Origin of the sequence: Mesorhizobium sp. YL-MeA3-2017 (assembly GCF_030814575.1) — a bacterium.
Taxonomy (GTDB): Bacteria; Pseudomonadota; Alphaproteobacteria; order Rhizobiales; family Rhizobiaceae; genus Mesorhizobium; species Mesorhizobium terrae.
Genome location: NZ_JAUSVH010000001.1, coordinates 2,940,977 through 2,959,818 on the forward strand (window position 1 = coordinate 2,940,977; position 18,842 = coordinate 2,959,818).

At 63.3% G+C, this 18,842-nt stretch carries 18 protein-coding genes and 1 other RNA gene; 12 read left to right on the forward strand and 7 right to left on the reverse strand.

Going from position 1 to position 18,842, the window contains the following annotated elements; all coding sequences use genetic code 11:
• Positions 1 to 134 precede the first annotated feature (134 nt).
• A complete protein-coding gene (locus tag QFZ88_RS14115; protein ID WP_024923360.1) occupies positions 135 to 761 on the reverse strand; it encodes a c-type cytochrome in 627 nt (208 codons plus the stop codon).
• 189 nt (positions 762 to 950) lie between these two features.
• On the opposite strand from QFZ88_RS14115, the gene QFZ88_RS14120 reads away from it, so the two are divergent.
• Both QFZ88_RS14120 and QFZ88_RS14125 read left to right on the forward strand, forming a co-directional pair.
• Entirely contained in the window at positions 951 to 1,679 is a 729-nt protein-coding gene (locus tag QFZ88_RS14120; protein ID WP_024923361.1) for a 3-deoxy-manno-octulosonate cytidylyltransferase, read from the forward strand.
• A gap of 10 nt (positions 1,680 to 1,689) precedes the next feature.
• Complete coding sequence (locus tag QFZ88_RS14125; protein ID WP_024923362.1) at positions 1,690 to 2,556, forward strand: prephenate dehydratase; 867 nt, start codon at positions 1,690 to 1,692, stop codon at positions 2,554 to 2,556.
• 10 nt (positions 2,557 to 2,566) lie between these two features.
• Here QFZ88_RS14125 and QFZ88_RS14130 read toward each other — a convergent pair whose 3' ends face one another.
• The 3 genes from QFZ88_RS14130 to QFZ88_RS14140 form a co-directional block, all read right to left on the reverse strand.
• A complete protein-coding gene (locus tag QFZ88_RS14130; protein WP_024923363.1) occupies positions 2,567 to 2,968 on the reverse strand; it encodes a RidA family protein in 402 nt (133 codons plus the stop codon).
• Between the two features lie 170 nt (positions 2,969 to 3,138).
• A complete protein-coding gene (gene nudC, locus QFZ88_RS14135) occupies positions 3,139 to 4,083 on the reverse strand; it encodes an NAD(+) diphosphatase (RefSeq protein ID WP_024923364.1) in 945 nt (314 codons plus the stop codon).
• A 45-nt stretch (positions 4,084 to 4,128) separates the two neighbouring features.
• Positions 4,129 to 4,548 carry an HIT domain-containing protein gene (locus QFZ88_RS14140; RefSeq protein ID WP_024923365.1) on the reverse strand — a complete coding sequence of 140 codons (420 nt, stop codon included), beginning with the start codon at positions 4,546 to 4,548 and terminating at the stop codon, positions 4,129 to 4,131.
• Positions 4,549 to 4,683: 135 nt separating this feature from the next.
• On the opposite strand from QFZ88_RS14140, the gene ffs reads away from it, so the two are divergent.
• The 6 genes from ffs (at position 4,684) to QFZ88_RS14170 (ending at position 10,171) form a co-directional block, all read left to right on the forward strand.
• An RNA gene (gene ffs / locus QFZ88_RS14145) (signal recognition particle sRNA small type) lies at positions 4,684 to 4,780 on the forward strand.
• A gap of 107 nt (positions 4,781 to 4,887) precedes the next feature.
• Positions 4,888 to 6,702 (forward strand): DNA polymerase III subunit gamma/tau, encoded by a 1,815-nt coding sequence (locus tag QFZ88_RS14150; protein WP_024923366.1) that lies wholly within the window; start codon positions 4,888 to 4,890, stop codon positions 6,700 to 6,702.
• A gap of 13 nt (positions 6,703 to 6,715) precedes the next feature.
• Positions 6,716 to 7,039, forward strand: a complete 324-nt coding sequence (locus tag QFZ88_RS14155; RefSeq protein ID WP_024923367.1) for a YbaB/EbfC family nucleoid-associated protein — start codon at positions 6,716 to 6,718, stop codon at positions 7,037 to 7,039.
• A gap of 266 nt (positions 7,040 to 7,305) precedes the next feature.
• Positions 7,306 to 8,163, forward strand: coding sequence for a cell wall hydrolase (locus QFZ88_RS14160; RefSeq protein ID WP_036255001.1), 858 nt, complete (start codon positions 7,306 to 7,308; stop codon positions 8,161 to 8,163).
• Between the two features lie 114 nt (positions 8,164 to 8,277).
• Positions 8,278 to 8,883, forward strand: a complete 606-nt coding sequence (gene recR / locus QFZ88_RS14165) for a recombination mediator RecR (protein ID WP_036254971.1) — start codon at positions 8,278 to 8,280, stop codon at positions 8,881 to 8,883.
• Between the two features lie 25 nt (positions 8,884 to 8,908).
• Positions 8,909 to 10,171: a lytic murein transglycosylase gene (locus QFZ88_RS14170; protein ID WP_024923368.1), complete on the forward strand. Its 1,263-nt coding sequence runs from the start codon at positions 8,909 to 8,911 to the stop codon at positions 10,169 to 10,171.
• Positions 10,172 to 10,187: 16 nt separating this feature from the next.
• On the opposite strand, the gene QFZ88_RS14175 is transcribed toward QFZ88_RS14170, so the two are convergent.
• Complete coding sequence (locus QFZ88_RS14175; RefSeq protein WP_024923369.1) at positions 10,188 to 11,189, reverse strand: LLM class flavin-dependent oxidoreductase; 1,002 nt, start codon at positions 11,187 to 11,189, stop codon at positions 10,188 to 10,190.
• Positions 11,190 to 11,490: 301 nt separating this feature from the next.
• On the opposite strand from QFZ88_RS14175, the gene QFZ88_RS14180 reads away from it, so the two are divergent.
• Positions 11,491 to 11,919: a DUF6481 family protein gene (locus QFZ88_RS14180; RefSeq protein WP_024923370.1), complete on the forward strand. Its 429-nt coding sequence runs from the start codon at positions 11,491 to 11,493 to the stop codon at positions 11,917 to 11,919.
• A 97-nt stretch (positions 11,920 to 12,016) separates the two neighbouring features.
• Here QFZ88_RS14180 and QFZ88_RS14185 read toward each other — a convergent pair whose 3' ends face one another.
• Positions 12,017 to 13,180: an NAD(P)/FAD-dependent oxidoreductase gene (locus QFZ88_RS14185; protein WP_024923371.1), complete on the reverse strand. Its 1,164-nt coding sequence runs from the start codon at positions 13,178 to 13,180 to the stop codon at positions 12,017 to 12,019.
• A 190-nt stretch (positions 13,181 to 13,370) separates the two neighbouring features.
• Positions 13,371 to 13,979 carry a helix-turn-helix domain-containing protein gene (locus tag QFZ88_RS14190; protein ID WP_024923372.1) on the reverse strand — a complete coding sequence of 203 codons (609 nt, stop codon included), beginning with the start codon at positions 13,977 to 13,979 and terminating at the stop codon, positions 13,371 to 13,373.
• A gap of 204 nt (positions 13,980 to 14,183) precedes the next feature.
• Here QFZ88_RS14190 and QFZ88_RS14195 point away from each other — a divergent pair, with 204 nt between their 5' ends.
• The 3 genes from QFZ88_RS14195 (at position 14,184) to QFZ88_RS14205 (ending at position 18,802) form a co-directional block, all read left to right on the forward strand.
• Positions 14,184 to 15,008, forward strand: coding sequence for a creatininase family protein (locus tag QFZ88_RS14195; RefSeq protein ID WP_024923373.1), 825 nt, complete (start codon positions 14,184 to 14,186; stop codon positions 15,006 to 15,008).
• Positions 15,009 to 15,095: 87 nt separating this feature from the next.
• Positions 15,096 to 16,718, forward strand: coding sequence for an ABC transporter substrate-binding protein (locus QFZ88_RS14200; protein ID WP_024923374.1), 1,623 nt, complete (start codon positions 15,096 to 15,098; stop codon positions 16,716 to 16,718).
• A gap of 308 nt (positions 16,719 to 17,026) precedes the next feature.
• Complete coding sequence (locus tag QFZ88_RS14205) at positions 17,027 to 18,802, forward strand: adenylate/guanylate cyclase domain-containing protein (protein WP_024923375.1); 1,776 nt, start codon at positions 17,027 to 17,029, stop codon at positions 18,800 to 18,802.
• The last annotated feature ends 40 nt before the right edge of the window (positions 18,803 to 18,842 follow it).

Below are 18,842 nucleotides of genomic sequence, written 5' to 3' on the forward strand. Positions count from 1 at the left end.
GGCTGGCGGTTCGTGCCGGCACTTTAGCTTATTCGCGGTCAGCCGAAACCGGCGGAGACCAGCTTCTTGCCCGCGAACAACAAAAAAGCCGGGGTGAACCCGGCTTTTTCGTGATCATTGCTAGGATAAATCCGTCACTGCGCGGGCTTTGCCTCGGCCGGCTTGGCATCCGCCGGGGCGGAAGCAGGCGTGGCTGCCGGCGCGGCACCGGCTTCCGGCAGCGCTGCCGGGCTGTCGGAAAGCGTGCGCAGATAGGCAAGCAGGTTACCGCGGTCCTCGTCCTTGGGCAGGCCGGCGAAGCCCATGGCGGTGCCCTTCACGAAGCCCTTCGGCGAAGTCAGGAAATGGTTGAGGTTCTCGAAGCTCCACTTGGTATCGCCACCCTTGGCGAAATCCTTCATGCCGGCCGAATAGGCGAAGCCTTCATGATGGGCAACCGGGCGGTTGACGATGTCCCACAGGTCCGGACCGACCTTGTTGGGGCCGCCCTTTTCGCCGCTGTGGCAGGCCTGGCACTTCTTGAAAACGGCGGCACCGGCGTCGGCAGTGCCCGCGGCCAGAAGCTCGGCGACCGGCTTGGCGGCCTTGACTTCCTTGGCGCCACCACCGGCTGCTTCGGGCTCAGCCGCCTCGATCGTGAAGCCGGGCTTCGCGGGCTTGGGTGCGGCGAACAGCGAGTCGGAGACGATACCGACCGAGAAGACCACGAACACGGTTCCCAGCAGGCCGGCCAGTATCTTGTTGACTTCGTTGGAATCCATGCACCCCAGCTCCCTTTTCCGGCGGACCGTTCCGTCCTTCCGGCCGTCGGTATCGAGACCCTCCCCGTCGAGGGGGCCAAATCGGGCGGAAACTAGGTCTTTTGCTATTCGGTTGCAACACCTATAAGGGCGCTTCCAGTGAGACCTTTTGCCACTTTCCGCCTTACCCATCCCAGTTCCGCGTCATCCATGTCCACCTTGATCCTGATTCCGGCCCGCATGGCCTCCACCCGTCTGCCGGGCAAGCCGCTGGCCGACATAGCCGGCAAGCCGATGATCGTTCATGTCGCGGCCCGCGCCGCCGAGGCGGGGCTCGGCCGTGTCGCGGTGGCGACCGACACCGAGGCGGTGGCACAGGCCGTTCGCGCCCATGGCTTCGAGGCGGTGATGACCCGCGCCGACCACCAGTCCGGCTCGGACCGCATCTTCGAGGCGCTGACCGCGCTTGATCCGAAAGGCGAGGTCGAGACGGTCGTCAACGTGCAGGGCGACCTGCCGACCATCGAGCCGGGCATCATCGGCGCTGCGTTGAAGCCATTCGAGGACAGCGCGGTCGACATCGCCACGCTTGGCGTCGAGATCACGCGCGCGGAAGAAAAGACCAACCCGAATGTGGTCAAGATCGTCGGCTCGCCTCTGTCCGGAACCCGGCTCAGGGCGCTCTATTTCACCCGCGCCACCGCCCCATGGGGGGAAGGCCCGCTCTATCACCACGTGGGGCTCTATGCCTATCGCCGCGCCGCGCTGGAGCGCTTTGTTGCGCTGAAACCGTCGGCGCTCGAGCAGCGCGAGAGCCTCGAGCAACTGCGCGCGCTGGAGGCCGGCATGCGCATCGACGCCGAAATCGTCCGCTCGGTCCCGCTTGGCGTCGATACGCCCGAGGATCTGGAACGCGCGCGCGAAATACTGTCACACTGAAGGTTGAAGCATGTCTCCTGCCCCCACCAACCGCATCTCTTTCCAGGGCGAACCGGGCGCCAATTCCGACACCGCCTGCCGCAACATGTTCCCGACGATGGAACCGCTGCCCTGCCCGACCTTCGAGGATGCGTTCAACGCGGTGGAAAGCGGCAAGGCCGATCTCGCCATGATCCCGATCGAGAACACCATCGCCGGGCGCGTCGCCGACATTCATCACCTTCTGCCGGAATCGAAACTGCACATCATCGGCGAATATTTCCTGCCGATCCATTTCCATCTGATGGTGCTGCCCGGCGTCCAGCGCGCCGAGATCAAGACCGTGCATAGCCATATCCATGCGCTTGGCCAGTGCCGCAAATACATCCGCAAGAATGGCTGGAAGCCGGTGGTGGCCGGCGATACCGCCGGCTCCGCCAAGCAGGTGGCGGCCATAAAGGACCGCACCATGGCGGCGCTGGCGCCACGGCTCGCCGCCTCCCTCTATGGGCTCGATATCCTGGAAGAGAATGTCGAGGATACCGATTCCAACGTCACGCGCTTCGTCGTGCTGACCAAGTCGAAGCAATGGGTGGAACGCCCCTCGCCCGACGCCAAGATGATGACGACCTTCATCTTCCGCGTGCGCAACGTGCCGGCCGCGCTCTACAAGGCCATGGGCGGTTTCGCCACCAACGGCGTCAACATGACCAAGCTGGAGAGCTATCAGCTGGGCGCCTTCACCGCGACGCTGTTCTACGCCGACATCGAGGGACATCCGGAGGACCCGGGCGTGAAGAACGCGCTGGAGGAGCTGCGCTTCTTCTCCAAGGAAGTGCGCATCCTCGGTGTCTACCCGGCCAGCGATTCGCGCGAGCAGTGGAAAGTGGCGGACTGAGGTCCTGCCACTAGGGCAGCACGGCTTCCGCTTCGATCTCGATCAGCCATTCCGGCAAGGACAGTCCGGTGACGATGATCCAGGACGAGGGTGGCGGATTGCTTGGGAAAGCGCGGCGTAGTGCTTCTGTGATCGGCCTCTGATCGTCCCGCGCCGCCTCGGCGATGTAGATGCGCAGCATCACCACATGCGAAAGATCGCCACCCGCCTGCTTCAGCAGATAGTCGATATTGTCGAGCGCTTTAACGGTTTGCGCGCCGATGCCGCCCTCGACGGTCTTTTCGTTCTCGTCGACGCCCACCTGGCCCGAAAGCAGCAGCCTGCGGCCTCCCTCCACCATCATCGCCTGGCTGAAACCATATTGAAGGCTGTCGAACAGCCCGTCGGGATTGATCGTGTGGCGTTGCGTCAAGGCAGGCTCCGGCTGGCAGGTCGATCGAGCGGCCGCGCTCGCGTGGCGGCGGAACCGTCATATCGGAGTGGTGGATGTGGATTTCCAGCCCGGCGGCTCGGTTCGATCATCCAAAACGATACCTGTCACGGGCAGGGCTCGAACGTCAGCTTCGTTGCGCCAGCTGCAATTCAGCCTTCGCTGTCTACCCAGGCCTTGATCAGGTGATGCGCGATGGCGCCGGGCGGCGGCGTCATCAGCCCGTCCGGATGCCTTCGCTCCAGCATCTGCCGCGTCTCCTCGCGCGAGAACCAGCGGCAATCCTCCAATTCGTTGAGATCGGGCTGGATGTCCTCGTTCAGCGCCTCGCCGAAACAGCCGATCATCAACGAATAGGGGAACGGCCAGGGCTGGCTTGCGTGGTAGACAACGCGGCCAAGCCGGATGCCGGCCTCTTCCAGCGTTTCGCGGCGCACGGCGGCTTCGATCGTCTCGCCGGGCTCGATGAAGCCCGCGAGCGAAGAATACATGCCGGGCGAAAAATGCGGGCCGCGGCCGAGCAGGCATCGTTCACGCGACACGGTCAGCATGATCGCCACCGGATCGGTACGGGGAAAATGGTCGGTGCCGCAGGCCGGGCAGTGGCGCCGGTAGCCGCCGGCACGCATTTCGGACGGGTTGCCGCATTTCGAGCAGAAGCGGTGGCTGGCGTTCCATGACAGGAGTGCAGCGCCCTGGGCGAGGGCGCCGAGCGCGGCCTCGTCGATGAGCCCCTGGATGTAGACGGAGCGATGGTCGATCGCCTTGATCGTTTCAGGCAGAGCTTCCGGAACCATCGCCGCCGGCGCCGCCAAGATGGGCGTTCCATCGGAAAAACCGAGCAGAATCGCATCGGCGAGCTGAGTCTCGACGCCCTGGCTCTCGGCCTGGTCGAACCAGGGATCGAAGGCGCCGTCCTTGAGCTTGAGATACAGTCGGCCGTCCCGCATCGGCAGGATGCGGGCGCGGGGGTCGGCCAGCGCAACCGTCACGCAATCGTCGGAACGGTGTTCGGACTGGCGGTCGATATGGTTGCCGGCAAAACCGACGAACTGGCTGGGCTCGCGCAATGGTGCGTCGAACAGGCGGAAGCTCATTGGGGAAACTCGGAGGTCAGGAGGTCGGGGGACTTTGTCCGCGATTTATAGCGCTGCCTTCACCTGTTCGGCAAACCGGTGAAGGTCGGACCGTTTGTAAGGCTCACGCAAGCCGTGGCCCCAGACCGGGCCCGGCCAGCCAGGGTCGCCCTCGTTGCGGGCGATGACATGGAGATGGAGCTGCCGGACGATGTTGCCGAGGGCGCCGGTGTTGATCTTGGTGCAGCCGGTCGCCCGCTTCAGCGCTTGCCCCACCATATTGGCTTCGAAGGTCAGCATCGCCTGGTCGAGCGGCGTCAGGTCATGCAATTCCTCGATGCCGTGCCGTTGTGGCACCAGGATGAGCCAGGGCCAGCGGCAGTCGTTCATGATGCGCAGTTCGCACAGGCCGAGCCACAACAATTGTTCGCTGTCTGCCTCCAACCGGGCATCCAGCGAAAATCCGGCCTTCAGGCCAGGCAGCATCGGCATTCCCCCAGAGGTTTGGAGGAAGGCTAAAACGGCGCAGAGCCCGCCGCAAGCACTTCCTTGCCCTGCCCCAATGATCTGTCATGGCACTCCACCCTTGCATTCCGCCGCCAAATTGCCGATATGGGGGTGGGAGGTTGGTGGTGGACGATCCACTCGCCAACCGGGTCAGGTCCGGAAGGAAGCAGCCCTAACGAGCCCGGAACGGGTCATTGTTCCAGCCTCCCGCCTTCTTCGCCCTTCTCCCGCGGTCCTTCTGTCGCTAACAATGACGACGCGCAGTTCAGCGGGTGAAACTCTTTTGCGGGAACAGGCTCCAGGGAGCATTGAGGGCGGATGAGCGAAGCCGGAAACAAATCCGCACCGGAAAAAGCCCCCGGCGGCTACCGTGTCCTGGCGCGCAAATACCGCCCGTCCAATTTTTCGGAACTGATCGGCCAGGAGCCGATGGTGCGGACGCTGACCAATGCGTTCTCCACCGGCCGTATCGCGCAGGCCTGGATGCTGACCGGCGTACGCGGCGTGGGAAAGACAACCACCGCGCGTATTCTTGCGCGCGCCCTCAACTATAAAACGGCCGAAATAGACCGCCCCTCCGTCGATCTTTCCGTGCCGGGCGAACACTGCCACGCGATCATGGAAGGCCGCCATGTCGATGTCATCGAGATGGACGCCGCCTCCCACACCGGTATCGACGACATTCGCGACATCATCGACCGCGTGCGCTATGCGCCCGTCTCGGCCCGCTACAAGGTCTACATCATCGACGAGGTTCACATGTTGTCGACGCAGGCCTTCAATGGCCTGCTGAAGACGCTGGAAGAGCCGCCGCCGCATGTAAAATTCATCTTCGCCACCACCGAGATTCGCAAGGTGCCGATCACGGTTTTGTCGCGTTGCCAGCGTTTCGACCTGCGCCGCATCGATGCCGCCATGATCAAGGCCGACCTTCGGCGTATCGCCGGGCTCGAACAGATCGAGGTCGAGGACGACGCGCTCGCCATGGTCGCGCGCGCCGCCGAAGGCTCGATGCGCGATGCCCAGTCAATCTTCGATCAGGCGATTGCCCACAGCGCCGGCAATGTCACGGCGGAGGCGGTGCGCTCGATGCTCGGCCTTGCCGACAGGGCCCGTATCGTCGACCTGTTCGAACAGGTCATGAAGGGCGACGTCGCTTCGGCCCTGCAAGGCTTGCGGGCGCTCTACGATGTCGGCGCCGATCCGGCCGCCGTTCTCACCGATCTTGCGGAATTCAATCACCTGGTTACGCGCCTGCGCTTCGTGCCGGGCGCCGCGGACGATGCGGCGCTGAGCGAGGACGAGCGCGTGCGCGGCCTCGAGTTCTCGCAAACGCTCTCCGTGCGCGTGCTGTCGCGCAGCTGGCAGATGCTGCTCAAGGGCATTCCGGAGGTGCAGAACTCCAACCGCCCGGTGAGTGCCGCCGAAATGGTGCTGATCAGGCTTGCCCATGCCGCCGATCTGCCAACGCTCGACGAGGCCTTGAAATCGCTGGAAGCCGGCCTGCCGCTATCGTCCGCGACGGCGCGTGCCAATGGCAGCCCAACTCCCAACGGTGGCGGCAATACAGCCTCCGCTGCTGCAATGGCGTCGACGCGCATGCCGGTTACGTCCGGCGGTGGCCAGACCATGCGGCTCGTCGAGCCTGTCGCCGCGCCGGCCTTTGTGCCCGCACCGGAACCGGTGCAGGAACAGCAGACTGTGTCGGTCAAATCGCTGGCCGACATCGTCTCCCTCGCCGATCAAAACCGCGACATCGCTTTCAAGGTGCTGGTCAAGCGTTATGTCAGGCCGGTGCGATTCGAGCTGGGCCGTATCGACGTGACGCTGACGCCCGACGCTCCGAAGATGTTGCTGAACGACATGACCTCGAAGCTGCGGGCCTGGACCGGCCGCAGCTGGCTGGTGTCGCTGTCGAAGGAAGAGGGCGGCCCGACCATGGCCGAAGCCGAATCCGCGCGGCGTGAAAGCGCCATCTCCGATGCGCGCGCCGATCCGGCCGTGGCAGCGATCCTCGCCCGGTTCCCCGGCGCAAAGATCATCGACGTGCGCATTCCCGATGCCCCCGGTGGCGACGACGCGGACGAAAATCTGCCGTCGGAACCCGTGGCCGACGACGATACCGATATTTGAGAAGGACAAGACGATGAAAGATCTGCTCGGCCTGATGGGCAAGGCAAAGGAAATGCAGGCCAAGTTCCAGACCATGCAGGAGGAGATCGCTGGTCTCGAAGCCACCGGTCAATCCGGTGGCGGTCTGGTCAGCATCACGCTGACCGGCAAGTTCGAGATGAAGGTTTTGAAAATCGATCCGTCGTTGTTGAAGGAAGGCGAGGCCGAAATTCTGGAAGACCTCGTGCTGGCAGCACACAACGACGCCAAGACGAAGGTCGAGCAGGTGATGCAGGAAAAGACCAAGGCTTTGACTGCCGGCCTGCCGCTACCGCCCGGTATGAAACTGCCGTTTTAAGCGGCAAGACAATATACCATAATAATAGCGAGAGAATTGGAACAGAAAATCTTCATCAATTCTCTCGTTCTCGCTTTATTACAGAGTGTAACAATTAGTCATACATTGGTATTAACCCTTCAGTAACAGCTGTGGCACGCCGGTAAAATCCACGAATTGTTCACTCTGTTTGCCAAAGTAAGCCTTTGGCCATCTTTTTGCCCGAAAGTGTCTCATTCTTGCCGCATATCCTGGGGACAAGGCGGCGCGAAAATGAGGGACGTTTGTTGATCGCCAAGCGATGGAAAAGACCGTTCGTTCTGGGAACGGTGGTTCTGGCGCCCCTTTTGTTGGCCGCCTGCAGCCAGACAACCGGTAGCCACGGCATGTCGGTGACCAAATTCACCGATTCGGTCGCGCCGAGCTCCAAGGTTCGCCCCTACCGTTATTCCGCCCGCGATAAGGAATGCCTGTCGCGCGCGATGTTCTTCGAATCGAACCGTTCCAGCCGCGATGGCATGGTCGCCGTCGGCACCGTGGTGATGAACCGCCTGCGGTCCGGCAAGCATGGCAACGACGTCTGCACGGTTGTCGGCGAGCGTGGCCAGTTCGCGCCCGGCGTGATGACGCGCCGCATGAATTCCCGTGCCATGCCGGACGTGCAGGCGGCGGCCGAGGCCGTGCTCAACGGTGAGCGCTCCACCAAGCTGAAGAACTCGATGTACTTCCACACGGCGGGGCTGAAGTTCCCTTACAACAATATGCATTATGTGCTGGTTGCCGGCGGCAACGCCTTCTACGAAAAGCGCGGCCGCAACTGGCAGCCGCTGCCGGACGAGAACCCGGTTGCCATCGCCATGGCGACGCCGGCGGCACCGGTCGTGTCGAGCACGTCGACAGCCACCGCCTTCGCGACGACCAAGGCGACAAAAGCTGCCGTGACCGCGCCCGTGGTGATGGCTTCGGCCGAGCCGGCGCCGTTGCCGGTGATCACCGCTTCGGCTGTGCCGAGCGAACGACCGGCTCCGATCATGGCCTCCGCTTCGATGGCTGAACCGCAGCCGGTGATGTCGTTCCAGTCGACGCCGGACAATACCGACGCCATCGGCGCGCTCATCATGAGCGAGAGCCGTCCGCTGCAATGATCGGCGCGCCGGCCTGACCGGCGTCTCCGTTCGGATGGCGGTTTCCGTCCGCATCGTTGCGGACGCGCGCGGCTTTCAGTTTCAAACCGGCTGGAAAAATCCTACATCGGTGCGATGTCCAAGCGAATCGCCGGTCCCGAGATCGAACGCCTGATCCAGCTTCTGGCCAAGGTGCCGGGACTTGGCCCGCGTTCGGCACGCCGCGCCGCGTTGCACCTTATCAAGAAGAAGGATCAGCTGCTGTCGCCGCTCGCTGGTGCCATGAGCGAGGCAGCGGAAAAGGTGCGCATCTGCTCGAATTGCGGCAATGTCGATACCGCAGACCCCTGCATGATCTGCACCGATCCGCGCCGCGACGATGCGACGTTGATCGTGGTCGAGGACGTCTCCGACCTTTGGGCGCTGGAACGGGCTTCGGCCATGAACGTCCGCTATCACGTGCTCGGCGGCACGCTCTCGCCCCTGGACGGCATCGGGCCGGACCAGCTGAACATCCGTTCGCTGGTCGACCGCGTTGCCGCCGGCGCGATCAAGGAGATCATTCTGGCCGTCAACGCCACCGTCGAAGGCCAGACCACGGCGCATTATCTCACCGACCAGCTCTCCGGCTTCGAGGTGAAGGTGACGCGGCTGGCGCATGGCGTGCCGGTGGGCGGCGAGCTCGACTATCTCGACGAGGGCACGCTGGCAGCAGCGCTGAAGTCGCGCACGGCATTTTGATGCAGGGTTTTCGGGGAAGGGTCGGATGCACAGTTTGAACCCTCGCTACCTGCCCATCTTCCTGGCAAGGTTTTTGCTGTTGCTCGGGGTCGTTGCCGGTTTGACGGCCCCCGCCTCCGCCGCGTCCGTCGACGACCAATTCCGCGCTTGGCTGCAGAACGATCTCTGGCCCGAGGCCAAGGCAAAGGGCATTTCGCAGGCCACCTTCAAGGCCGCCTTCGACGGCGTGAGGCCCAACCTCAAGCTGCCCGATCTCGTCCTGCCGGGCGAGAAACCGAAGACGCCGAAGAAGCAGCATCAGGCCGAATTCGGTTCGCCGGGCGCCTATTTCGCCGAAAAGATCGTTGGCGCGGTCTCAAGCGGCGGCCGTGCGCGCGCCGGCAAATATACCGCCACGCTCAGCCAGATCGAAAAGCGCTACGGTGTTCCGGCGCCGATATTGCTGGCAATCTGGGGTCGTGAAAGCGGCTTCGGCACTGCCAAGATGCCGTACGATGCCTTCGAAGTGCTCGGCACCAAGGCCTTTCTGGCGACACGCAAGGACATGTTCCGCGAGGAGCTGCTGGCGGCGCTGGAGATCGTGCAACGCGGGCTGGCGCCGGTTGGCGCCATGAAATCCTCTTGGGCCGGCGCGCTCGGCCAGCCGCAATTCATGCCGACGTCTTTCCTGAAACACGCGGTCGATTTCGACGGCGACGGCAAGACCGATATCTGGAACTCGGTGCCGGACATCCTCGCGTCCATCGCCAACTATCTGACCCAGTATGGCTGGGTGAAGGGGCGCGGCTGGGGCTATGAGGTGACGGTGCCTGAAAGCGTGTCGTGTTCGCTGGAAGGACCGGACCGCGGCAAGCCGATCGCGGAATGGGCCAAGCTCGGCATCAAGCGTGTCGGCGGCAAGGCGTTCCCGGCAAGCGAGCAGAAAGCCGAGGGCTTCCTGATGATGCCGGCCGGCCGCAATGGTCCGGCGTTCCTCGCCACGCCCAATTTCTACGTGTTGAAGGAATACAATACGTCCGACCTTTACGCGCTGTTCATTGGCCTCGCCGCCGACCGTATCGCTCAAGGCGATCATCGATTTTCGGCGGACTGGGGCGCGGTCGGCGGGCTCTATCGCTCGGATATCGCAGCCCTGCAGCGCGCGTTGGAGAAGAAGGGCTACGACGTCGGCAGCGCGGATGGGCTGCCCGGCTTCAAGACCCGGCGCTCGATCGGCGAGTGGCAGGCCAAGAACGGCCGCGCGGCCACCTGTTACCCTGACACAGCACTGGTGCAGGCGGTGAAGTAACGGCGCGTTTGCGCCGTCATGCCGCCTTCGACAGTTCGCGGTGCACGTCTGCCAGAATCTCGAACGACCGCACGCGTGCCGCATGGTCGAAGACCTGCGCCGTCACCATCAGTTCGTCCGCCCCGGTACGCTGGATGAAGGTCTCGACACCTTGCCGCACCGTTTCCGGCGAGCCGACGACCGCGCAGGAGAGCGCCTGGTTGAGCATGGTGCGCGCGACGGGGTCGAGATCGCGGTCATAGTTCTCGACCGGCGGCGGCAGTTTGCCCGGTCGGCCGCTGCGCAGATTGACGAAAGCCTGCTGTAGCGATGTGAACAACAGCCGCGCCTCGGCGTCGGTCGGGGCGGCGATGACGTTGAGGCCCAGCATCACACGCGGCTTGTCGAGTTGTTTCGACGGTTCGAACCGCGTCCGGTAAACCTCCAGTGCCTGGTCGAGTTCGGCCGGCGCGAAATGCGATGCAAAGGCGTAGGGCAGGCCGAGCATGGCGGCGAGTTGCGCCCCGTATAGGCTGGAGCCGAGGATCCAGACGGGCACATCCTCGCCTTCACCCGGCACGGCGCGGATGCGCTGGCCTTCTTCCGCAGCTTCGAAATAGGCCATCAGTTCGACGACGTCGCGGGGGAAACTGTCCACGCCGGCGTCGAGATTGCGGCGCAGGGCGCGTGCGGTCAGCATGTCCGTGCCCGGCGCGCGGCCCAGTCCAAGATCGATGCGGCCGGGATGAAGGGCAGCCAGCGTGCCGAATTGTTCGGCGATCACCAGCGGTGCATGGTTGGGCAGCATGATGCCGCCGGCGCCAACGCGAATGGTGTTGGTGCCGCCAGCGACATGGGCGATCACCACGGCGGTGGCCGCGCTGGCGATGCCGGGCATGTTGTGGTGTTCGGCCAGCCAGTAGCGCTTGTAATCCAGCCGTTCGGCATGGCGGGCCAGATCCAGCGTGTTGGCCAGCGACTGCGCGGCGCTGCCGCCTTCGATGATCGGCGACAGGTCGAGAACGGAAAGATCGGTCATGGGCAGGCCCCGCTGGATGGTGAAACCGCATATAGGGTGGGGCCGATGAGGCAGCAAACCGACTGATTATGCCAGCGCTAACGCATCGGCCCGAAAATCGGGTTCAATTTTCGAAAGCACGACGCGCAAATTCAAAAGTGTTGGAGTACCCTTTGCTCGTCCGAATGGCCGCGCGGCGCTCTAATATGTCGTTGCATTGCAACATAAGCGTTCTATTCATGGCTGGCATACCGTTTTGGCGCTTGATCTCTGGCTTTGCGCGCGTATGTAAGCGGCGCACATAGACTTCAGGGAACTGGACTTGGCTATCTACAGGGAAAAAGACATTTTCGAGCGGCGTAATGCCGCGAACGAGGCAAAGAAGGCGCTTCTGGAGCGCTTCAAGGCGAAACCCGCAGCAGACGACCCCGCGGTGTTGGCCCGTCAGGCCGAACGCAAGGCGATTCTCGAGGCGCGCGCCGTGCGCGAGGCTGAGAAGGCTCGGCTGAAGCAGGAACGCCTGGCACGCGAAGCGGCCGAGAAGGCTGCGCGTGAAGCGGCTGCCGAGGCTGCAAGGCTGGAAGCCGAAGAGAAGGCACGCGAGGAAGCTGCCTTGCGCGATGCCGAAGAGAACGAGCGCATTGCCCGCGTTTTGGCCGACGAGGCCGAACGCAAGGCTAAGCGCGACGCACGTTATGCCGCGCGCAAGTCGCGCGTTGGCCGTACGCCCCCGGGCTTCTCGGCGCGCTGATTGCCTTCATGAACAAAAAAGACCCCGCTTCACCTCATGTGGAGCGGGGCTTTTGCATTTGCCGTCTAGCGGTAGCTGGGCCGGATTGACGCCGGTCTTACTGTCTGTCGAGCCGCGCCGGGCCGAGCATGCCCGTGTCGAGGCCGAAATCGACGATGCGCCCGGGCAGCGGCTGCCCGCGAACGAGCGCCGCACAGGCTTCGCCCATGGCGGCGGATGTCTGGATGCCGTAGCCGCCTTGTGCGACCAGCCAGAACAGGCTGGGCACGGAAGGGTCGAAACCGCCGACAAGGTCTCCGTCGCTGACGAAGGAGCGCAGGCCTGCCCAGACGCGGCTGGGGCGGCCCACGGGAAGCGTGGTCAACTCCTCGATACGGTGGATGCCGAGGGCGATATCCTCCATTTCCGGCTGCACGTCCTGCGGTGGCATCGGATCGGCATTGGCCGGCGAGCCCAGCAGCATGCCGGCATCGGGCTTGATGTAGCAGCTCTCGTCGGCGCTGATGAACATCGGCCAGCGGGTCACGTCCAGCCCGGCCGGCGGCGCGAACACGAAAGCGGTGCGCCGGCGCGGCTCCAGCCCGACCCGTTTGGCGCCGAGCAGGGCGCCGACTTCGTCGCCCCACGCACCGGCGGCATTGATCACGATCGGCGCGATATAGTCCTTGCCCGAGGCGGTGATGCGCCAGTCGGCACCGATCCGTTCGGCAGCGGTCACTTCGGCATTGTTGACGACGGTGCCCCCGGCACGCTTGAACCCGCGCAGATAGCCCTGGTGCAGGGCGTGCACGTCGATGTCTTCGGCCATTGAATTATAGACCGCACCGACCGTGCTTTCGGGGCGCAATACAGGAATCCAGGCTTTTGCGCCCTCGAAATCGAGCCGCTCGCCGGAGAGGCCGATCGAGCGGGCCGCCTCCTGATGTTCTTCCAGTAGATGCTCCTGCTCGGCGGACGCCACGACCAGCATGCCGCGCGGCGTCAGGATCGGATGCTCCGTAAAGCCGGCGGGCGGCGTTTCGAGGAAGGCCCGGCTCGCCTTGGTCAGCGCGCAGACCTGGCGCGTACCATAGGTTTCGCTGAACAGCGCGGCCGAGCGGCCCGTCGAATGGTAACCGGGCTGGCTCTCGCGCTCGAGCATGACCGTTTTCAGATGCGGCGCCAGCCAGTAGCCGACGGACGCGCCGGCAATGCCGCCGCCGATGATCAGGACGTCGGTCTTGACTGGCTCCTGCCGGTGGCCGGTTTCTTGTGTGGTCATCGGATGTTTCCTGGCGTCGGCTTCATCTCGACGCGACGTTTTCCTATGCGCTAAGCATTTTCAAAATTTGAAAACGACGTCAAGCGCCGGCTCGGCGCATGAACCCGAAAATCGGCATCGATTTTCGGGTTCATGCGCCATCTCAAAGTGCTAGAGCGTCCTTTGCGCGCCCGAACGGACGCGCGGCGCTCTAATGATCCAGCATCTCGATCAGCGCCGACTGGAAGTCCGGCTGCGCGCTGGAGCACACGGCAAGCACCAGCCCGTCGGCTTCGCTGACCGCGAGATAGGCATGTCCCATGGTGCTGTCGATGTAGATGCTTTCGCCCTTCTCCAGCCGCACCGGCGCATAATGCTCGGTGTGCACCTCAATGGTGCCTTCGAGCACATAGAGGAATTCCTCGCCGGAATGTTTGATGAGCGGGCCGAATTCATCCAGCGAGCGGGTGGTGATGCGCGTCAGCACCGGCACCATGCGCTTTTTGGTGATGTCGGTGCTGAGGTAAAGATAATCGTAGTTCTGGGTTTTTTGCCGCAGCCCGTCGCCCTGCAGATTGACTGATCGCCGGGTCAGCGGGTGGCCGGGGATTTCCGGTTCGGCCACCAGTTCCGCCATCGACAGGCCAAGCCCTTCGCTGATCTGCAGCAGCTTGTCGTAGGACAACGACATCTGGTCGTTCTCGACCTTGGACAGCGTCGACACCGCCACGCCCGTCTTGTGGCTGACATCGCTGAGCTTCCAGCCATGTCTCTGGCGCAGCGCCTTCAGGTTCGATCCGAGTTTCGGGTGCTTGGCCATCGATCCCCAATCATTGGTCCAGTTCGCCGATACGACGATAGCCGTTGACAATATCGGCAACAAGGAAAATCATTTGTCGTATCGGAAAATGGAATTCCCTTTCGCTGGATTGGGACACGAAAATCTGCCGGAGGCAGCTTCGGAGACGGTTGGCCGCGAAGTGGCCCGCCGTTGCCGGGGATTATCGTTTCGAGGAGGAAAGCAATGGCTCGGGAAGTGGAATGGGCGCGCATGACGGCGCCGGAGCTGCGCGCGATCGCCGAGCGCGGCAACGCACTGGCCATCCTGCCGGTCGGTTCGCTGGAGCAGCATGGGCCGCATTTGCCGGTCATCACCGATACAGCGAGCGCCGTTGCAGCGGCCGTGCGCGCGGCAAGGCTCGTCGCGGAAGACGTGCCGCTGGCGGTGCTGCCTGGCCTCTGGCTCGGCATGAGTGAACATCACCTGCCCTTCGGCGGCACCATCACGCTCGACTACGCCGCCTATCACGGCGTACTGCGGTCAGTCGCCCGCTCGCTGAAGGCACTCGGCTTCACCCGCCTGCTTATCGTCAACGGCCATGGCGGCAATGTCGATCCGCTGGCGGTCGCCATACGCGAACTGGCGGTCGAGTTCGACATGCCGATCGTGGCGACGACGCCGTGGTTCCTGGCGCAGGAGGAAACCTCCGCCCTGTTCGAAGCCGACGATGGCCCGAAGCATGCCTGCGAAGGCGAGGCTTCGGTCATGCTGGCAATCGCCGGAGACATCGTCAAAACCGACAAGTTCAAGGAGGCCGAAGCCTTGCAGGCCGGGCAGAACGAGGCACCGCATGGCGCTTCCCGCTTCTATTCCTTCTCCGAACGCGCGCCCAAGACCGGCACCTGGGGTTTTCCCAGCAAGGGCACGGCCGAGAAGGGCGAAAAGTTCCTGGCTCTGCACGCCCGCGAGGTCGCCAAACTGATCACCTCCGACATCCTGTGGACGCGGCCGGATCCGGTGTGGCGCCAGGGTCGCGGTCTGGAAACCACTGCCGGCCGCGTTGAATGAACCATCCATTGGGCGGCCCGCATATCAAGGAAGGCCGCCTTTCCACCCGCCGATGACACGACAATCAAGAAACGAAGGGGAAAGAACATGACAATTGTGCAGCGCGGCCGGTTGGTCACCAAGCTCGCTACCGGTGTCGCCATCACGGTCCTGTCCGGGCTGTTGGCCAGCCAGGCTTTCGCGAAGAGCCTCGTCTATTGTTCGGAAAGCGCGCCGGAGGGCTTTGATCCGGCGCTCTATTCCAGCAACTCGACCTGGGATGCCTCGTCCAAGCCTGTCTACAGCCGTCTCGTCGAATTCGAGAACGGCACCACCAATGTCGTTCCCGGCCTCGCGGAAAGCTGGTCGATCTCGGACGACAAGCTCGAATACACCTTCAAGCTGCACAAGGGCGTGAAGTTCCAGACCACGGACTATTTCACGCCGACCCGGGAGCTGACAGCCGACGACGTGCTGTTCTCGCTCAACCGCCAGCGTCTCAAGAACGATCCCTGGTACACCTACATCGCCGGCTCTAGCTATGAGATTTTCGAGAGCATGGAGATGCAGGCCCTCATCAAGGATATCGTCAAGGTCGACGACCAGACGGTGAAGATCGTGCTGAACCAGCCGTCCGGTTCGCTTCTGGCTATGCTTGCGATGGATTTCGGCTCCGTCATGTCGAAGGAATATGCCGACAAGCTTGCCGCCGCCGGCACCAAGGAAAAGTTGAACCAGCAGCCGATCGGCACCGGGCCGTTTCGCTTCGTCGACTATCAGCAGGACGCGGTCATCCGCTTCCAGGCCAATCCCGACTATTTCGGCCAGAAGCCGAAGCTCGACGAACTGGTCTTCGCGATCACCATAGACCCCACCGCGCGCATCCAGCGTTTGCGAGCCGGCGAATGCCAGGTCGCGCCCTACCCGGCACCGGCCGACATCGCCGACCTCAAGGTCGACCCCAACCTGACGGTCATGGAGAAGCCCGGCCTCAACGTGGCCTACCTCGCCTACAACACGCTGATGCCACCCTTCGACAAGGTGGAAGTGCGCCGCGCGCTTAACATGGCGATGAACAAGCAGGCGATCATCGATGCGATCTTCCAGGGCACCGGGCAGGTGGCCAAAAACCCGCTGCCGCCCGGCATGTGGGGCTACAACGACGCGGTCGTCGACGACAAATACGATCCCGAGGCAGCTAGGAAGATGCTGGATGGGGCCGGGGTCAAGGATCTCAAGATGAAGATCTGGGCGATGCCGGTGAGCAGGCCTTACATGCCCAACGCGCATCGCACGGCCGAACTGATCCAGGCCGACTTCGCCAAGGTCGGGGTCACCGCTGAAATCGTCTCCTACGACTGGGGCGAGTATGTGAAACGGGCCCGCGACAAGGACCGCGACGGCGCCATCATCCTCGGCGCCACCAGCGACAATGGCGATCCCGACAATCTGATCAGCTATTTCTTCGCCTGTTCAGGCGTCGGTGGAGCCAATTTCGCCAACTGGTGCTACAAGCCGGTCGAGGAGTTGATGCAGAAGGCGCGCGTCACCTCCGACCAGGCCGAGCGCACGAAAATGTACCATCAGCTGCAGGTCCTGTTCAAAGAACAGGCGCCGTGGGCGACGCTCGATCACTCGACCGTTTCGCTGCCGATGTCGAAGAAGGTGTCGGGTTATGTGATGGACCCGCTCGGGTCGCATCGCTTCGAGACCGTCGATATCGCCGAATAGGCGATGGAGGCGAACTCCGCGGGCTCGTTCCCGCGGAGTTTTCTGTTCTTTCACGCGATCGCCATCGCGCTCTCTAGGCCACGGAAAATATCCCCGGGGATGCCCGCCAAACCTCGGGCGTTCGCCGCGTATTGGTTTTGCAGGTCCCCTAAATCTGTGTTAGCCTTTCTGAGGCTTTGTCCATGTGGGGGACAATGGCGAAGTACTTCTAATCGTTACTCGATTCAAAGTATCTGCCATCGGCCTTGGGACGGCTGGCTCTGGCATGTGCTGCTCATCCGTATTTTGGGGGATCGGGGTCGCCACGCATGGTCGATCATCAGGCGACACGGCAGCTTTCAACGATCTGCGCCATTGACGCAGTCGGGTTCTCGCGTCTGATGAACGAGAACCAGGAAACCGCTGTCGCCATCTTCCAGGAACGTCGGTCCGCTATTTCCGAGACCGTTGCCGAATTCGGCGGCCGTGTGTTCGGAGCCGCCGGCGACAGCATGATGGCGGAGTTCGGCAGCCCGGTGGAGGCGCTGCGCGCCTCGCTCGAAACCCAGGCACGTGTCGAAAAGCTCAACGCTTCGGTCGCGGAACAACTCAGGATGCCGTTCCGCATCGGCATCGCCACGGGCGTCGTCATTTTCGACGAGGGCGGCATCTTCGGCGACTGCGTGAACGTCTCGGCGCGCTTGCAGGAGTTTTCACCACCGGGCGGTGTCGCCATCACCGAGACGACATTCGAACACGTCAATGGCAAGCTTTCGGCGGAGTTCACCGATCTCGGCCCGCTGCCGCTCAAGAACATCGCCTTGCCGGTGCGCATCCTGATCGCCAATCCGGCGGCCACACAGGCGCCGCCGGCGGCGTTCGCCCAGGCGCGCTCCTCGCATGTCCAGCAAATCCTCGCCAATGCCGGTCATCTTCAGCCGGCGATCGCCGTGCTGCCGTTCCAGAACGCCAGCCAGGACAGGTCGACGGACTACCTTGCCGACGGCATCGTCGACGACATCATCCATGGCCTGGCGGCAACGCGGTCCCTCCCCGTCATCGCGCGCGATTCGAGCTTCCAGTTCCGCGACCAGTGGCTGGGCATGGCGGCCATCGGCAAGCTGCTCGGCGCGCGCTATTTGGTGACCGGGTCGATCGCCAGTTCTGATCGCCGCATTCGCCTCAACTCCTCCCTGATCGACAGCAGCAACGGGCGGGTCGTCTGGTCCGGCCGCTTCGAGCGCGACCTGGAGCATGTGATCAAGCTGCAGGACGATCTCGGCGGCGAGATCGTCTCCACGCTCGAACGCGAGGTGGATCGCGTCGAGCAGGTGCGCACCTTCCAGATTCCGTGGGAACGGCTGGAAACCTGGCAACTGGTGCGCCGCGGCCGCTGGCACATGCAGCGCCGCACCAAGGAAGACATGGATGCGGCGCTGAAGCTGTTCCAGCAGGCTTTTGACGAAGACCCCAATTCCAGCGCCGTGCTCAACGAACTCGCCTGGTGGTATTTCTGGCGTGCCTGGCTCAATTTCGGAAATGTCGACGATCTTGAGAGGGTGAGCGATTTCGCCCAGCGCGCCTTGCTCGTCGACAGCCAGGATGCGCGACCCTACACCTTCCTCGGCTTCGTTGAGATCCTGCGCGGCCGTCCTTACCTTGCGCTGGATTTCCTGCAGCAGGCGCTGCACTACAATCCGAGTTTCGTGCCGGCCAATCTGGGAGCCGGCAGCGCGCAGCTTTTGCTGTCGCGCCCGGACGATGCGATCCCGATCCTGAAGCGTGCCGACCGGTTGTCGCCCTTCGACACCTACCGCTTCCACAGCCTGGGCGAACTCGCCGTCGCCTACACGCTGATCGAGGACTGGCCCGCCGTCATCGCCGTTGCCGAAAGATCCCTCGCCCTGGCGCAGGAGTATTTTTATCCACGGTTCCTGAAGATCGGTGCGCTCGCCCGCAGCGGGCAGATCGAGGCCGCCCGGGCCGAACTCGCCATTTTTGGCGTACGGCATCCCAAATTCCGGCGCGGCTGGATCGAATGGGTTCCGTTTGCCGACAAATCCGTCAACCGCCGGATGCTGGAAAACTTCGACGCGGCAGGCTGAGGGCCGATTGACCGCAGCCTGCAATTTACATCGCTCCGGC

What these genes read in the sequence shown, in the direction of transcription:
- QFZ88_RS14185 (WP_024923371.1), bottom strand. Translation starts at nt 13,180, where the DNA reads ATGACCACACAAGAAACCGGCCACCGGCAGGAGCCAGTCAAGACCGAC.
- QFZ88_RS14190 (WP_024923372.1), bottom strand. Translation starts at nt 13,979, where the DNA reads ATGGCCAAGCACCCGAAACTCGGATCGAACCTGAAGGCGCTGCGCCAG.
- nudC (WP_024923364.1), bottom strand. Translation starts at nt 4,083, where the DNA reads ATGAGCTTCCGCCTGTTCGACGCACCATTGCGCGAGCCCAGCCAGTTC.
- QFZ88_RS14155 (WP_024923367.1), top strand. Translation starts at nt 6,716, where the DNA reads ATGAAAGATCTGCTCGGCCTGATGGGCAAGGCAAAGGAAATGCAGGCC.
- QFZ88_RS14120 (WP_024923361.1), top strand. Translation starts at nt 951, where the DNA reads ATGTCCACCTTGATCCTGATTCCGGCCCGCATGGCCTCCACCCGTCTG.
- QFZ88_RS14170 (WP_024923368.1), top strand. Translation starts at nt 8,909, where the DNA reads ATGCACAGTTTGAACCCTCGCTACCTGCCCATCTTCCTGGCAAGGTTT.
- QFZ88_RS14195 (WP_024923373.1), top strand. Translation starts at nt 14,184, where the DNA reads ATGGCTCGGGAAGTGGAATGGGCGCGCATGACGGCGCCGGAGCTGCGC.
- QFZ88_RS14125 (WP_024923362.1), top strand. Translation starts at nt 1,690, where the DNA reads ATGTCTCCTGCCCCCACCAACCGCATCTCTTTCCAGGGCGAACCGGGC.
- QFZ88_RS14115 (WP_024923360.1), bottom strand. Translation starts at nt 761, where the DNA reads ATGGATTCCAACGAAGTCAACAAGATACTGGCCGGCCTGCTGGGAACC.
- QFZ88_RS14200 (WP_024923374.1), top strand. Translation starts at nt 15,096, where the DNA reads ATGACAATTGTGCAGCGCGGCCGGTTGGTCACCAAGCTCGCTACCGGT.
- QFZ88_RS14150 (WP_024923366.1), top strand. Translation starts at nt 4,888, where the DNA reads ATGAGCGAAGCCGGAAACAAATCCGCACCGGAAAAAGCCCCCGGCGGC.
- QFZ88_RS14140 (WP_024923365.1), bottom strand. Translation starts at nt 4,548, where the DNA reads ATGCTGCCTGGCCTGAAGGCCGGATTTTCGCTGGATGCCCGGTTGGAG.
- recR (WP_036254971.1), top strand. Translation starts at nt 8,278, where the DNA reads ATGTCCAAGCGAATCGCCGGTCCCGAGATCGAACGCCTGATCCAGCTT.
- QFZ88_RS14205 (WP_024923375.1), top strand. Translation starts at nt 17,027, where the DNA reads ATGGTCGATCATCAGGCGACACGGCAGCTTTCAACGATCTGCGCCATT.
- QFZ88_RS14175 (WP_024923369.1), bottom strand. Translation starts at nt 11,189, where the DNA reads ATGACCGATCTTTCCGTTCTCGACCTGTCGCCGATCATCGAAGGCGGC.